Annotated in this window: 15 protein-coding genes; 8 read left to right on the forward strand and 7 right to left on the reverse strand. The window is 40.2% G+C overall.

What is annotated here, in order from left to right; translation table 11 throughout:
- Position 1: 1 nt before the first annotated feature.
- Positions 2–781 (reverse strand): 16S rRNA (adenine(1518)-N(6)/adenine(1519)-N(6))-dimethyltransferase RsmA, encoded by a 780-nt coding sequence (gene rsmA / locus M2408_RS06040; RefSeq protein ID WP_259180208.1) that lies wholly within the window; start codon positions 779–781, stop codon positions 2–4.
- A 167-nt stretch (positions 782–948) separates the two neighbouring features.
- On the opposite strand from rsmA, the gene pdxA reads away from it, so the two are divergent.
- The 4 genes from pdxA (at position 949) to miaA (ending at position 5,288) form a co-directional block, all read left to right on the forward strand.
- Positions 949–2,004, forward strand: coding sequence for a 4-hydroxythreonine-4-phosphate dehydrogenase PdxA (gene pdxA, locus M2408_RS06045; RefSeq protein ID WP_259180211.1), 1,056 nt, complete (start codon positions 949–951; stop codon positions 2,002–2,004).
- A 238-nt stretch (positions 2,005–2,242) separates the two neighbouring features.
- Positions 2,243–3,676, forward strand: a complete 1,434-nt coding sequence (locus tag M2408_RS06050; protein WP_259180213.1) for a CCA tRNA nucleotidyltransferase — start codon at positions 2,243–2,245, stop codon at positions 3,674–3,676.
- A 46-nt stretch (positions 3,677–3,722) separates the two neighbouring features.
- Entirely contained in the window at positions 3,723–4,316 is a 594-nt protein-coding gene (locus tag M2408_RS06055; RefSeq protein WP_259180215.1) for a plasmid pRiA4b ORF-3 family protein, read from the forward strand.
- 45 nt (positions 4,317–4,361) lie between these two features.
- Positions 4,362–5,288, forward strand: coding sequence for a tRNA (adenosine(37)-N6)-dimethylallyltransferase MiaA (miaA, locus tag M2408_RS06060; RefSeq protein ID WP_259180217.1), 927 nt, complete (start codon positions 4,362–4,364; stop codon positions 5,286–5,288).
- Between the two features lie 145 nt (positions 5,289–5,433).
- Here miaA and M2408_RS06065 read toward each other — a convergent pair whose 3' ends face one another.
- Complete coding sequence (locus M2408_RS06065; protein WP_259180218.1) at positions 5,434–6,504, reverse strand: branched-chain amino acid aminotransferase; 1,071 nt, start codon at positions 6,502–6,504, stop codon at positions 5,434–5,436.
- Between the two features lie 319 nt (positions 6,505–6,823).
- On the opposite strand from M2408_RS06065, the gene M2408_RS06070 reads away from it, so the two are divergent.
- The gene (locus tag M2408_RS06070; RefSeq protein ID WP_167457296.1) at positions 6,824–6,982 is read left to right on the forward strand and encodes a hypothetical protein; all 159 of its coding nucleotides are present in this window, start codon (positions 6,824–6,826) and stop codon (positions 6,980–6,982) included.
- 65 nt (positions 6,983–7,047) lie between these two features.
- Here M2408_RS06070 and M2408_RS06075 read toward each other — a convergent pair whose 3' ends face one another.
- The 3 genes from M2408_RS06075 to recJ form a co-directional block, all read right to left on the reverse strand.
- Complete coding sequence (locus M2408_RS06075; RefSeq protein WP_259180226.1) at positions 7,048–8,562, reverse strand: GH3 auxin-responsive promoter family protein; 1,515 nt, start codon at positions 8,560–8,562, stop codon at positions 7,048–7,050.
- Between the two features lie 19 nt (positions 8,563–8,581).
- The gene (gene lptB / locus M2408_RS06080; protein ID WP_120260132.1) at positions 8,582–9,316 is read right to left on the reverse strand and encodes an LPS export ABC transporter ATP-binding protein; all 735 of its coding nucleotides are present in this window, start codon (positions 9,314–9,316) and stop codon (positions 8,582–8,584) included.
- Positions 9,317–9,468: 152 nt separating this feature from the next.
- On the reverse strand, positions 9,469–11,169 hold the full coding sequence (gene recJ / locus M2408_RS06085; protein WP_259180229.1) for a single-stranded-DNA-specific exonuclease RecJ: 1,701 nt from the start codon (positions 11,167–11,169) through the stop codon (positions 9,469–9,471).
- A gap of 114 nt (positions 11,170–11,283) precedes the next feature.
- On the opposite strand from recJ, the gene M2408_RS06090 reads away from it, so the two are divergent.
- From M2408_RS06090 to M2408_RS06100, 3 genes are all read left to right on the forward strand, one after another.
- The gene (locus tag M2408_RS06090) at positions 11,284–12,063 is read left to right on the forward strand and encodes an MBL fold metallo-hydrolase (protein ID WP_259180232.1); all 780 of its coding nucleotides are present in this window, start codon (positions 11,284–11,286) and stop codon (positions 12,061–12,063) included.
- 174 nt (positions 12,064–12,237) lie between these two features.
- The gene (locus M2408_RS06095; RefSeq protein ID WP_077438826.1) at positions 12,238–12,717 is read left to right on the forward strand and encodes a cation:proton antiporter regulatory subunit; all 480 of its coding nucleotides are present in this window, start codon (positions 12,238–12,240) and stop codon (positions 12,715–12,717) included.
- Between the two features lie 3 nt (positions 12,718–12,720).
- The gene (locus M2408_RS06100; RefSeq protein ID WP_259180239.1) at positions 12,721–13,962 is read left to right on the forward strand and encodes a cation:proton antiporter; all 1,242 of its coding nucleotides are present in this window, start codon (positions 12,721–12,723) and stop codon (positions 13,960–13,962) included.
- Positions 13,963–14,083: 121 nt separating this feature from the next.
- On the opposite strand, the gene M2408_RS06105 is transcribed toward M2408_RS06100, so the two are convergent.
- Both M2408_RS06105 and M2408_RS06110 read right to left on the reverse strand, forming a co-directional pair.
- On the reverse strand, positions 14,084–14,398 hold the full coding sequence (locus M2408_RS06105; RefSeq protein WP_409049482.1) for an iron-sulfur cluster assembly protein: 315 nt from the start codon (positions 14,396–14,398) through the stop codon (positions 14,084–14,086).
- 11 nt (positions 14,399–14,409) lie between these two features.
- Complete coding sequence (locus tag M2408_RS06110; RefSeq protein WP_259180242.1) at positions 14,410–15,579, reverse strand: glycosyltransferase family 4 protein; 1,170 nt, start codon at positions 15,577–15,579, stop codon at positions 14,410–14,412.
- Positions 15,580–15,652 lie beyond the last annotated feature (73 nt).

A 15,652-nucleotide genomic window follows, 5' to 3' on the forward strand; every position in this document is an offset into this window, starting at 1 on the left:
ATTAAAGGCAATTCCCGATCTCGTTAGTTAAGCTGACAAAATCGTCTACAGTTAAGCGTTCGGCTCGTAGTTCATAAAGCGGATTGTCTGACATCTTATCTTTCGGGACAACCCCCGAAAGGGAATTGCGTAAAGTTTTGCGACGTTGATTGAACCCTGCTTTGACGACACGCCAAAATAATTTCTCATCACAGGCTAGTTGCTCGCGGTCATTGCGGGTCATACGGATGACACCCGACAGTACCTTAGGCGGCGGATTAAAAGCGCCAGCCTTTACGGTAAAGAGGTATTCTACTTTATAGTAAGCTTGTAAAAACACACTCAGAATTCCATACTCTTTACTGCCTGCTTTCGCTGTACAGCGCTCAGCGACCTCTTTTTGAAACATACCTGTCATCTGAACAACACGTTGACGTTCGTCCAAAATTTTGAAAAGGATCTGAGAGGAAATATTATAAGGAAAGTTGCCGATGACAGCCATCTTTTCGCCAAAATATTGTGAAAAGTCAAGATTTAGAAAATCGCCATGGATTAATCTTTTCCCCAATTGTGGGTATTTGTCATCCAGATAGGCAATCGATTCATCATCAACATCGATCAGATAGGTCTCATATTCTTCTTTCTGTAATAGAAAGTCAGAGAGGACACCCATTCCCGGACCAACTTCGAGTACTTGGCTGAAACCTAGTTTAGGATCCAATGCCTCTACAATACGTTGTGCGGCATTCTTATCGTTTAAGAAATGCTGTCCTAGATGTTTTTTTGCTCTAACTGTACTCATGATGCAAAATTAGAAATTAAAAAGCTTTATAAAGTAAAAAGTCAAAATTAAAAAGTGGGGACAGTTTGTAAGCCATTGGCTTCTCTGATCAAAATTTCAATACTCATATCTAACTACTCAATACTAAAAAAAAAATCCCTATTTTTGATTCAAAGCATTTAAAAAGGATGAGTGATAAACTAAAAATCGGAATTACCGTAGGGGATATTAATGGTATTGGACTTGAAGTAATTATCAAGTCACTGGTAGATCAACGTATGTGCGATTTTTTTACACCAATTGTTTATGGAAATACAAAAGTTGCCTCTTTTCATCGAAAAGCGGTAGGAATAAACGATTTTAGTTTTAATGTAATCAATGATGCTGAGCAAGCCCATCCTAAAAGGGCGAATATGATCAATTGCTGGCAGGAAGATGTCAAGATCTCTTTGGGAGAAGAGAACGAAATTGGTGGAAAATATGCTTTTTTGTCTTTGGAAAGAGCGATTGAGGATTTGAAAGCCGGTAAAATAGATGCTTTAGTGACTGCTCCAATCAATAAGCATAATATTCAACAGGAGGGATTCCAATTTCCTGGTCATACCGAATATTTGCAGGCCAAAGTCGAAGCTGATGATGTGTTGATGTTTATGGTCTGTGATGAACTGCGCATTGGTGTGGTGACAGGACATATTCCGCTACATGATGTGGCTGCGAATATCACCGAAGAGGCAATACTGAAAAAGCTGATCCTTATGAATGAGTCTTTAAAAAAGGATTTCTGGGTAGAAAAACCCAAAATAGCGGTTTTAGGACTTAACCCACATGCTGGAGATCACGGGATTATCGGTACGGAGGATGACCAGATTATTCGACCAACCGTAGAAAAAGCAAATGAACAAGGGATTTTTTGTTTTGGTCCTTATCCCGCAGATGGTTTCTTTGCAAAAGGAGCGTATGAAAAGTTTGATGCCGTATTGGCCATGTACCACGATCAAGGGTTAATTCCATTTAAGCATATCGCGAAAGGTGCTGGTGTAAATTATACAGCAGGATTACCTATTGTACGTACTTCGCCAGATCATGGTACCGGCTACGATATCGCTGGAAAAAACCTGGCTTCACCAAGCTCATTTGTGGAAGCAATTTTCACTGCAGTCCATATTGTAAAACGCCGAAGGGAACAGGCTGAATTGCTGAAAAATCCATTGGCATTCCGCAAATTGTCCAAAGATCGGGATTAGGGTTGTAATAGTTGATGATTTTTTGATCTATAAAGTTATATAAATCAAGTTAAGCAGATGACGAGAATCCTATCCTTCATTAAGGATCATAATGATTCTCCAGTGATAAGATAAAACAGAAATCGTATCAGCTTACAGCTTGTATAATCAAAATCTCAATTCTTATATCTCCATACTTAATACTAAAAAAAAGTATTACTTTTGCAAACTGTTTGGTTTTTTACCTGCTGTTCTAACTATGTGCGATAATTTACAACATCCAATATTTTCTATCATCAAAGAGCTCGCCGAGCAGACAAATACGGAGTGTTATGTCATTGGGGGGTATGTGCGCGACTACATTATGAAGCGTCCATTTAAGAATGATGTGGATATTGTTGTGGTGGGAAGTGGTATTGAATTTGCAACTTTATTAGGTGAAAGGCTTCATGCTAAAGTGGCGGTCTATAAGAATTTTGGAACTGCAATGCTCGTTTTTGAGGGTTTGAATGTAGAGTTTGTGGGTGCGCGGAGGGAATCTTATCGAGCGAACTCCAGGAAACCAATTGTAGAGGATGGCACATTGTCCGATGATCAAAACCGTCGTGATTTTACCATCAACGCCATGGCCTTTTCGTTGAATAAAGCCGATTACGGTACTTTGGTAGACCCCTTCGATGGGGTAAAGGATCTCGAGCACCGTATTATCCGGACACCTCTTAATCCAATTGAAACTTTTTCGGACGATCCATTACGTATGATGCGTGCGATCCGTTTTGCAACCCAGCTAAATTTCAAGATTGACATTGAGGCCATTACAGCAATTTCTGATACAAAAGAACGTATTAAGATTATTTCGAAGGAACGGATTATCGATGAGATCAATAAGATCATTCTTTCACCTAAACCCTCAGTAGGTTTTAAATACCTTTTTGATACTGGCCTATTAGAATTGATCTTTCCAGCCATGTACAACCTGCATGGAGTTGATATTATTGATGGAAAAGGGCATAAGGATAATTTCTACCACACATTGGAAGTATTGGATAATGTGTGTGAACTATCAGAGGATCTCTGGTTGCGCTGGGCTGCTATTATGCACGATATCGCCAAACCTGCGACAAAACGTTTTGATAAAAAATTGGGCTGGACATTTCATGGGCATGAAGACCGTGGCGCACGTATGGTGCCTAAGCTTTTTGCTGAACTAAAATTGCCGCTACATGAAAAAATGAAATTCGTACAGAAACTTGTACAATTGCATCTTCGTCCGATTGTCCTTGCTCAGGATATTGTGACAGATTCAGCTGTCAGACGTTTATTATTTGAAGCAGGTGATGACATTGATGCACTAATGATGCTGTGCCACGCCGATGTGACAACGAAGAATGAGTTTAAAAAGAAAAAGTATCGCCAAAATTTTGAACTTGTCAAGCAGAAACTAAAGGATGTAGAGGAACGTGATAAGATCCGGAATTGGCAACCGCCGATCAGTGGAGAAGATATAATGATACTTTTTGGATTAACACCCGGTCGTGCTGTTGGACAGTTAAAAAATTTGATCCGCGAGGCTATTTTGGAGGGCGAGATTCCAAATTCCCGGATTGAAGCCTATCAATATTTAGTAAAAAAGGCCGAAAGCATGGGCTTGGAGGTCAAACAAGAAATCCAGTTGGAAATTTCCAATTCTTAAAATATAGTATTAATTTTAAACTGCTAAAAAGAAGAATACATAGAAGATGGCAATTTATAGATTTAGAGTTACTTTTGAAGATTATGAAGATGTATATCGTGAAATTGATATGCCTTCGAAAAGTACATTTTTAGACATGCATGAGGAAATCCATAAAACGACAGGTTATGCGACGGATACTTCTTCCTCTTTTTACGTGAGCAATGATCAATGGAAAAAAGGGACGGAAATTGCTTTTAAACCGACCCAGCGAAAAAAAGAGGCTGAAGTTTTGTTAATGGAGAATATTCGTCTGAGCAAGTTTATTGATGATCCTCACCAAAAGTTTTATTATGTCTATAATTTTGACCGCCCTTATGATTTTCAAGTGGAGCTGATCAAGATTTTGAAGGAGGAAGCGGGTAAAGAATATCCGGCATTATTCAAGTCTGTTGGCCAAGTGCCTAAAACAATGACTGCCGCTAACTTCCCAGTATCCGATGCTGTTGAGGAAGATGAATTTGTTGAGGAAGATGATACACAATATGGTGTGGATGACGAGGACGAATTAGATGGCTTTGACAGCGAAGATGAAGACGAAGAGGGTGAAGGCGAGGAAGAGCGCGAGGGATCATCTAACGGCTACGAAGACGAATATTAATTGAACATGCTTTCAATGCATATTTGAGCATTTGAAGCAAATATTATGGCAAAAAAGAAAACACTGATAGCCATTGTAGGTCCGACTGCTGTTGGAAAAACTGCAATGGCTATTTCATTAGCTAAATATTTTAAGACTGAAATTATTTCTGCCGATTCCCGGCAGTTCTATCGTGAGATGACCATTGGTACAGCAAAGCCGGATCTAGAAGAACTGGCTAGTGCCCCACACCATTTTATAAATTCACATTCCATTAGCCAAGATTATTCTGCAGGAGATTTTGAACGGGAAGCCTTAGACAAGTTGGATAAACTCTTCAAGAAACATGATGTGGTTATTATGGTCGGAGGGTCTGGCCTGTTTGTACGTGCGCTCTGTGAGGGCTTGGATGATCTCCCTAAAGCGGAAGATGAGGTGCGTGAAAGACTCAACAATGAAATGGCACAACTGGGGCTTGAACAGATGAAGGAGCGGTTAAAAACAATTGATCCAGCCTATTATCAGATCGCAGATATCGATAATCCACAGCGTGTCGTTCGCGCCTTGGAAGTATTTGAGGCAACAGGCAAACCCATGTCCTTTTATCACAAAAAAGACCTAAATAAAAGACCATTTGATATCTTGACCATCGGATTGAATATGGAACGTTCCCAGTTGTACGAACGGATCAATATTCGGGTGGAACGGATGATGGAAATGGGATTGTTGGAAGAAGTGAAGTCGTTGCTCCCCTTTAGGAGCAAACCAGCCTTATTGACGGTAGGCTATGCGGAATTGTTTGATTATCTCGACGGAAATATTTCCTTGGAAGAAGCTGTGGAGAGGATCAAGAAAAATTCAAGACGCTACGCAAAGCGGCAGATTACCTGGTTTAAAAAATATGGCAATACCTCGTGGTTTCAACCTGATGAAACAGGGGTGGTTATTGATTTTATAAACACTAAGCTAATTAAAGGAGACACAATAAGTTAATCAGCATCTCCTCGTTGCAATAAAACTTTCATGCTCCCAGGAGGATCAAAAGCTATAAAAATTAACGGAAGGTTCTTTCTGTCCAGTGCAAATAAAAAAGGCTGTTGATAATTATCAACAGCCTTTTTTATGAACTTTGATCAATTTACTTTACTAGGTAATTCCATCCAAATGGATCTGCTACTTTACCATAGCGCAATTCATTCAGATAATGTAAAACTTTATTAGAGAACTCACGGCCCTCAACTGGAGGTAAATTGTAGTCTTGTCCTTCAAAGCCGATCCGGCTAATGTCGGTAATCGTCGCAGCTGTTCCCGCAGCAAAGGCCTCGGTGACTGTACCCGCTTTAATGCCATCGATAAGCTCCTGTACGGATACTTTCCGCTGCTCAGTTTTATACCCCCATTTCTCTGCCAATTCCATAATTGTACGACGGGTTACACCATGTAAGATCGTATCTCCATGCGGTGTGATAATGGTATCACCAATACGGAAAATTAGGTTTGCGGTACCCGCTTCTTCGATATATTTGTGTTCTGAAGCATCAGTCCACATAATTTGATCGTAGCCTTCATCGTTAGCCAATTGGGTCGGATAAAGCGACAGCGCATAATTACCTGCATTTTTCGAGAATCCAACACCACCTTCAGCTGCACGTGTATAGTACGTTTCAACTTTTAAGCTAATCGGTTTACTATAGTAAGCACCAACTGGGCCAGTGATAATGATAAACTTGTATGATTTCGATGGATGTACGCCCAACGCAGCTTCAGTAGCGAACATAAATGGACGTATATACAAAGAAGAACCTTCTTTAGCAGGAACCCAATTGCGGTCAATATCCAATAGTTTGTTCAGACCATCCATAAAAATTTCCTCAGGAACCTCAGGCATCTGAAGGCGTGCTGCAGATTTGTTGAATCTTTCCCAGTTTCTGTCTGGACGAAAGATACTCACTGTACCATCTGCGAATTTATAGGCTTTAATACCTTCAAAGATTGCTTGACCATAATGTAAAGCTGACATGGAAGGACTGAAACTGATATCTCCGTAAGGGACGATGCTGACATCTTTCCATTCACCATCATCATAGTCTGCGACCAGCATGTGGTCGGATAATATCTTTCCGAATTTTAGATTGTCGAAATCTACTTGCGAGAGTCTTGAATTTTGAGTTGGCTCTACGCGAATTGAATAGTTCTCTGTCGCGTTCATCTTATTTTTTATATTACTTAGGCTAAGTTAGGAAAAATTGAAATATAATTCGCACTTTGCTACGATAATTTCCCGTTTAGAAAAATGCCTTTTATTTCGGACAGTCATTCTTCGATTTACTACACTTTCCCTATGAAAATGAAAAATAAACAGATAAAATTTATAGGAGTAACCTGTTTTTAATTAATTGTATTAATTTTGTGTTAATTAATACAGTTCCTGTATTTATGGCATAAAGTTTGGCAATAAAGACTGCGACCATAGATGGGCATTGGGTCGCTTTACGCTATAAAATCACTTATCATAAAATAAACTTAGTATGGAATTGACTCACCGTCTTAACAAAAGCAATGAAGTAACATCGGGTGAAACTCGCGAATTGTTACAGCGTGATGTTGAAATTCAAAAGAAAGGTATTTCTGTGAATTTTATCCTTGGTTTTTTTGTGTTTTTGTATAAAACTGCAATTAAACCTTAAAAAACAGGATTAGCCAAGATCGTATCATAAAATCTTGGCTAATCTCCACAAGAATAGACGTAGGATCAATCTTGCAAAATCTTTAAAAGCGGGTCAAGATATTCTCTATTATTGCTCAATCGAGGGACTTTATTCTGTCCACCCAATTTACCTCTAGACTTCATCCACTTATAAAAAGTATCTGATGGTGCATTATGAACAATTGGCGGGCGAAGTGCCATGTTCTTGAATCGTTTTGCGTCGTAATCTGAATTGATTTCTCTCAACTTGGCATCCAATATTTCACAAAAACGTTTAAAATCGTTAGGTTGCTGTTCAAATTCAATGACCCATTCGTGTGCTCCTGCTTCGGCATCCCTAAAATATACAGGGCCGGCGGTATAATCTTTTATACGCGCATTTGTCAATTTGCTTGCTTCGGCAAGTGCTTGTTCGGCATTGTCAACGATCACTTCTTCACCAAATGTATTGATATATTGTTTTGTACGTCCAGATATCTGAAAGCGGTAGGGGGACAAAGACGTAAATTTGATGGTATCGCCTATTTTATAACGCCATAGCCCGGCATTGGTGGAAATGATCAGCGCATAGTTCTTGCCCATTTCTACCTGATCCAAACGTAGCGTCGTCGGGTTTTCCTCATGCATACGTTCCGTGGGAAGAAATTCGTAATAAATCCCATAATCCAACATGAGCAAAAGATCTTCAGAGTCCGATTCATCCTGTAACCCAAAATACCCTTCTGAGGCATTGTAGTTTTCTAGATAGTACATCTTATCTGAAGGAATCAGTTTGTGGAACTGCTCGCGATAGGGCTTGAAACTCACACCTCCATGGCCATAAAATTCAAGGTTTGGCCATACTTCCAATAGGTTGTTCTTGCCTGTGATTTCCAATACACGTTTGGCCATCACAATATTCCAGGTTGGTACACCGGCCAGACTAGTTACATTTTCTTTGATGGTGATTTGCGCGATCTGCTCAATTTTCTCTTCAAAATTGGGATTTAAAGTCACCTCCATGTTTGGGGTTCTTTTGAATTCCGCCCAAAATGGAAGGTTGCGGATCAGGATGGAAGATAGATCTCCATAATAGGAGTCTGGGCTAAAGTTGTTGATCTGTGAAGAACCGCCTATGACAACAGACTTTCCTGTGAAAACACGGTTTTCAGGTCTATTGTGACAGTATATCGTCAACATGTCCTTTCCTCCCTGGAAGTGGCATTCTTCTAGTGCCTCTTCACTCACCGGTATAAATTTGCTGCGATCGGAGGTTGTTCCAGAAGATTTTGCAAACCATTTGATATCCGAAGGCCACAGAATATTCTGTTCACCTTTGATCATCCGATCTACATAGCCTTTGATATCGTCATAATCCTGTATAGGTACACGCTCTTTGAAGATTTCGGGGGTGAGTATGCTTGTGTAGTCGTATTTTTTTCCCCATTCCGTCGCCTCGGCAGTGGAAATTAAACTTTGGAACCATTCCTCTTGTACATCGTGGGGATATTTCATGAAAAGCTCGATTTGGTGAATCCTTTTTTTCATGAACCAAGTAAAAATGGAGTTTAATAAGGCCATAGAGGGTACTCGTTATGCTTTAAAATTTTTTCCTTCTTAATTCAAAATGACGACCAAGATAGAATTTTCGGGCCAGTTCATTATCCGCGATTTCTTCAGGTGTACCTGTAAGCATAATCTTTCCTTCGGTCAAAAGGTAGGCTCTATCCGTAATGGATAAAGTTTCCTGTACGTTGTGGTCGGTGATTAAGATGCCAATATTACGCGTTTTGAGTTTAGCAACAATCGTTTGGATTTCCTCTACGGCAATAGGGTCAACCCCTGCAAACGGTTCATCCAGTAGGATAAAAGATGGATTTGCTGCCAATGCTCGAGCGATTTCTGTACGTCGGCGCTCGCCCCCCGACAAAAGATCACCTCTGTTTTTACGGACACGATGCAGACTGAATTCGGATAGCAATTCTTCCAACTTGGCCATACGTTCTTCTTTGTTGGGGTAGTGGATCTCTAATACAGCGAGGATATTGTTTTCTACGGATAACTTGCGGAAAACAGAAGCTTCCTGTGCCAAATAACCTATTCCACGCTGCGCGCGTTGGTACATCGCATCTTGCGTGATCTCTTGATCATCTAAAAATACTTTTCCGTCATTGGGTTTGATCAGACCTACAATCATATAAAAAGAAGTCGTTTTACCAGCACCATTTGGCCCCAATAAACCTACAATCTCTCCTTGTTCTACATGAAAGGATACGTTGTTGACAACAGTACGTTGTTTATATTTTTTTATGAGATGTTCTGCCTTTAAAATCATCTTCTTGATTTATCTTGTCACTATAAGTTTCTGCTCTACTTATTCCGCAAAATGCCAAATAATGGTGAATTTACCGTTGGAGCATTTAAATGCAAATCTATGGTAAATATATTTAATATCTTCTTAGTATCTAGTATCTAGATGCTAAAACGCTAATATCGGATTCCCTTGATGTTAAGCTGTAAGTTTCTCTTATTGCGCCAGACATTCTCTTCAATGCTATAACAGATATCAAAACTCTGCCCCGAATTGATATGATCAATATGTTCGGCTAATCCGAAACCGATGCAATCAAAAGATGGAGAGTCTTCTTGGACAACTGTCATTTTTAAATGATTTGTACCTACAGGGAAAGCCTGGCCTACTGAACTCACTTTCTTACTCAAGAAAATTGGTGATTCATTTTGTGGGCCAAAAGGTTCAAACTGTTGGAGTATGCGGAAAAATTTAGCGTCTATATCCTTCAGATGGAGTTTAGCATCGATCTGAATTTCTTGTGTCAGCATTTCGGGACTGATCCTACGAGCCACGACTTCTTCAAATCGATCTTGGAACAAGCTTACATTATCCAGTGACATGGTCAGCCCAGCAGCATATTTGTGCCCTCCAAATTGCTCAAGCAGATCAGCACATTCGTTTAACGCTTCATATAGATCAAATCCGATTACTGATCGACAAGAGCCTGCGATATGGCCATTCGTTTCCGTTAATATAATAGTGGGGCGGTAATATTTCTCAGTCAATCGTGAAGCGACAATACCGATTACACCTTTATGCCAGTCTGATTTGTATAATACGGTAGATTTTCGGCTCTTGAGAACTACATTTTCTTCAATGAGCGCCAGAGCCTCCTCCGTTATTTTGAGGTCAAAATCCTTACGAACATTGTTTTGATCATCAATGCTCGAACTAAAGTCTTTCGCTTCCTGTAGGGATTTTGAAATTAATAATTTGACAGCATCCTTGGCGTGGTCAATGCGGCCGGCTGCATTGATGCGCGGGCCGATCTGGAACACGATGTCATTGACCGTAAAAATCTTTGTTCTATTGTTGGATAGGTCAATCAATGCTTTTAATCCCACGCAGGGATTGGTATTGAGCTTAATCAACCCAAAATGGCTTAAGATTCTATTCTCGCCAGTGATTGGGACGATATCTGATGCTATACTCACTGCAACCAGATCTAAAAATTGATAACAGGCATTGATATCCATTCCGTTGGTCAGTATGAATGCCTGGATGATCTTGAAGCCGATACCGCAACCAGAAAGTTCCTTGTAGGGATAATCACAATCTACACGTTTTGGATCTAAGACAGCGAAAGCCTTCGGAAGTTCTTCACCTGGGAGATGGTGGTCGCCAATGATAAAGTCTATCCCCTTCGTATTAGCATAGTCAATTTTATCAATGGCTTTTATCCCACAGTCTAATGCAATAATGAGAGAAAAGCCATTGGCAGCGGCATAATCAATGCCCTGCGTAGATATACCATAGCCTTCCGCATAACGGTCCGGAATATAAAACTCCAGCTGACTATGGAATTCTCTGAAAAAACTGTAGACTACAGCAACTGCCGTAGTGCCATCAACATCGTAATCACCATAGATCAGGATCTTTTCTTTATTGCCGATAGCCTGAATGATTCGAGATATGGCTTTTTCCATATCCTTCATCAAAAAAGGATCGTGCAAATCCGACAATTGTGGCCTAAAAAACTGTTTCGCTTCGTCAAAACTTCCAATTCCCCTGTTGACGAGCAACTCTGCTAACACAGCGTTGATATTTAATTCCTCGCGCAGTTTGTTGGTTATTTTGACATCAGTTTTAGATTTTAGTACCCACCTTTTTTGCATATCTTTGCAGAATATTTTAAGTGTAAATATACGTTTTAAGGCTGGACTTACCTAATTCCTAAACCTGGTATTGACCGCCTGTCGCTTAACGTGCATATTCCCAATGTTTTAAATATGGTGCAGGCTTATTCTCTATATGAAGGTTCTTTTTCTGTCGATAAAAGTAGAAAATTCGTTCCCTTTGATCCATCCGTGGATGATCCGACGGATCGTCCGGGATCCATGTTTATCCATGTTCATCCTTTTTTGATCAAAACAGAATCAGGTATTGTGATCTGTGATACAGGTTTGGGCCATACCGATAACCGCGGTGTGCTGAAGTTGCACAACAATATCCGCAAATTAGGTTATGAGCCAGATGATGTGAAATACGTATTAATGTCGCATCTGCATAAGGATCATGCCGGTGGTATGGTAAGTATGGAAAGTGGCTCCCCTCGCATAGCATTTCCAGAAGCTGAATATATTGTGCAAAGGGGAGAATGGGAGGATGCTTATTCTGGTATTTCGAGTTCGTACCGTACAGAAATTTTTGATGTTGTCCAACGAAGTGGGAACTTGGTATTGGTAGAAGGAGAGGGGCAGGTAAATACCGAAATCAGTTATTCTCATAATGGTGGACATACACTACATCACCAAGCATTTCACATCAACACTGGAGGAGAACATTATTTTTTCGGGGGTGATGTATTACCTGAGCCCGAGGAAATTTTTCATAACTATGTAGCTAAATATGATTATGATGGTCGACGCTCCAAAGAATTGCGGCAAGCTTATTGGGCAGAAGGAGCTCCAGAGGGTTGGGCCTTTTTATTCTATCACTCCAAGAGCATCACCATTGGTCGCAGTCAGCGACGTCCAGATGGAAGCTACAAGCTAATAGAGGCAAAGTAATACGTCTAAAACTCGTTTTTCTGGTCTTTTTTTAGTATTTTGGGATAATCTGTATGTTCATTCCCCCAGCTGTCACACGATGAGGATTCGTTTAAGATTGAATTTTTGGTTAAATTTGTTTTTGGTAAAACGGCATTGCGCTGTTATTATTGGTATTTATTTAAATAGAAGATTATGTCTATTGTAAGAGAGTCCGATCTGATAGGAATTGGAAAGAAATTTCAAATTGAAACCGATGCGGGTGACAATATGGTTGTTGTGATCCATGATGATGGTCGACGGGAGCTGTATCGTTATGATGACGAAGAACATGAATCGCGTTGTGTGATGACACTCAATGATGATGAATCACGTCAGATAGCGGGTATTATAGGTGGTTTGTCTTATAAGCCCAAGGCATTGGAAACAATTGAAGTGGCTTTGGATGACTTGCGTATCGAATGGTATAAGCTAGAGGGCAAATGGGAAGGGGCAGGGAAAACAATTGGTGAACTAGAGGTACGACAACGTACTGGAGCTTCCATTATTGCTGGAATTAGAGACGATGAAACGGTCATCAACCCCGGACCATCTTATCTGATTACTCCGGGCACAACCTTGGTCATTGCTGGAAAGAAAAACAATATCAAACTTTTAAAGGAAATTTTACTGTAATCTATGCTATCACATACCTTAATATTGGAAATTGGAATCGCCGTCGGACTTGTTGCTATTGTTGGATTGATTGCCAACAAGCTTAAGTTTTCCGTTATTCCTTTTTTCATTATTATAGGAATGGTTTTGGGTCAACACGCGCCGCAGATTGGATTGGTGGATCTGACATTTACCGAAAGCAAACCCTTTATAGATTTTATGGGCAGGCTGGGGGTATTATTTCTCCTGTTTTATTTGGGACTAGAATTTTCAGTCAATCGGCTTATTAAATCTGGTAAAGCCATCGTAACTGGAGGAACAATCTATGTCCTGCTCAACTTTACCTCGGGACTGTTGATTGGCTGGCTGATGGATATGCCTTTTAAGGAGATGATGGTCCTTTGTGGTATTATGACGAGCTCTTCGACAGCAATTGTGGCTAAGGTGCTGACTGACCTTAAACGGACGGCAAATCCAGAGACAGAAGTCATTATGGGAATGATCATGTTTGATGATCTCTTTATTGCCATGCATATTTCCTTTCTTTCAGGATTGATATTAACGGGTAGCAGCTCATTTTGGACGGTTGCCGGGACTTCCCTATTGGCATTGGGCTTTATCTTAGCCTTTTTGGTTTTGGGACGCAAGTTGGTACCTGCCATAGACCGTTTGTTAAAGGAAAAAACTTCTGAACTATTTATACTGGTCATCTTTGCACTGCTTTTTATCGTTGCCGGATTTTCGGAGACCATACATGTTGCTGAGGCTATTGGTGCATTAATGGCGGGATTGGTACTAGCGGATTCGCAGTATATCAAAAAAATTGAAGCAATGGTGCTGCCTTATAAAGATTTCTTTGGGGCGATGTTTTTCTTTAGCTTCGGACTATCCATAGATATCATGTCGCTAGGAGGAGCTGTATTTTGGGCATCAATAGCGGCCTTAGTAACTGTGATGGGTAATCTCGCCTCAGGTTATTTTGCTGCGAAATTTTCTGGGATGAAACCGAAAACATCGTTTGACATTGGTTTTACCCTGTCTGCACGCGGAGAGTTTTCGATTATCATGGCCAATATAGGTAAGGCAGGAGCCTTGCTCCCTGTTATCCAATCATTCGTTGTGGTTTACGTTTTGATCCTTTCCATTGTGTCACCACTCTTGACCAAAGAATCCCGCAATCTATGGAAATTACTCTTTGGAAGTGATACCAATACAGCCAAACCGCTGAAGAAACTGAGCGACTTGGAAAATAATAGTACTGGATAATTCTAATGCTATTTTTTTTTGGATTGATCTCTAGCAAGCACGATATACTTAAGATAGCATCATCATAAAAATGCCTCCTAAATAGTCTTTTGGAGGCATCACATATTTTCTAAAAGAATGTCTACAGGAATCCAAGTTCAAGTTTTGCTTCTTCAGACATCATATCTTTGGTCCAAGGAGGATCAAAAGTTAATTCCACCAATGCTTCTTTAACACCTTCTATTCCAGCAACTTTTTCCTGTACTTCATTCATAATTTCTCCTGCAACTGGACAGCCCGGAGCCGTTAGTGTCATGACAATTTTTGCTATGCCATCTTCCTTGGTAATAATTTCATAGACAAGTCCTAGATCGACAATATTTGCTGGTTTTAATTCAGGATCGTAGATCGTTTCCAGTGTCGCTTGGATTTGAGGTGCCAAACCCAGTTTATCCATTACAATAATACTCATTTGTTTAATTTTTTATCTTCAATAGCGTTTTTATAGATCGCTAATAATTTGCTCTCATTTATATCAGGAGTAAAATTACTAAAATAATAGGCCATACAGGTCTTTCTTATCTCATCTTTTTCATCGGTTGGTTTGGCATTCCATTGCTTTAGGCAAGCGACAATTTCGTTTCTATTGTGTGGATCAAATGTCTGTCCGGTTTTATTCGGGATAATCATTTCCGGTAAAGGCCCAAGGTTTGAGCAGAGTACCGGAGTTCCCACAGAGTAGGCCTCGAGGATTGTGATTGGCATTCCCTCGAAACAGATAGAGGGGACGATTAGGGCTTGTGCTACGGCAACGAGTGGTAAAATCTCGGAACGGGGTTTAAATCCATGGTAGTTGATGTTGGAATGATTTGCTATCCTTTTTTTTACCTCCTCCTCAAGAGGACCCCCGCCAATAATGTGGAGCTCCAGATTCGTTCCTTTTACGGAGTCAATCAGATTTAATATGCCTTTTTCGTCTGACAGCCTGCCAACATAAATAAAATATGGTTGTGGGTTTTCTATTGGTAAAGTTGAAGGGAAAACAAAATTGGCTTTTACTTCAAATTTTTCTGCAGGTACTCTTAATGTCGAGTCAACAAATATCGACTTTGCAAAGCTGCTTAGGTTAATATAACGATTGACCTTGTGCCATGTACCTATTTTGCGGTGAAACCAGTAGTTAAAGGCAAGTAGGAATGTTTTAATAGCTGAATCATTAAATGCTTTTTCCTTAACTGCCGTCCAGGGAAATTCTTCTTTTAGCGAATCCAGAAACAGATGATTGTGATGATAGAGTGTTGCTGAGGGGCAGAGTAACCTAAAATTGTGTAGGGTCATCACCTGCGGAACACCTTGTTTGGCAATCTTACGTATTAGAATTGGTCCAGCGGCATAATGTGTATTGTGGAGATGGACGACATCGGGTCTGAATTCCCGGATTGTTTTTTTTAATCTATTTGCAGCGAAAATATTCCAGATGGAACCTAAGGTCTGTAAGGCACCTCGCCAGCCTTTTTTATTTTGAAAGGTCAGGGTGTGCACCTGGTGATCTTGCGAGAGGAGTGACAATTCCTGTTGAAAGACAGTATCTTCTCCACCTGCTGTTTGATAATATGTATGGATAATTAGGATGCGCATAACAAAAGACTTATACAAATGTACGATTTTGCCCCGAATGCTTTGGCGGTACAAAATTGCCATTTCTATATGA

It is taken from the genome of Sphingobacterium sp. BIGb0165 (assembly GCF_024810095.1).
In the GTDB taxonomy this organism is placed as follows: Bacteria; Bacteroidota; Bacteroidia; order Sphingobacteriales; family Sphingobacteriaceae; genus Sphingobacterium; species Sphingobacterium detergens.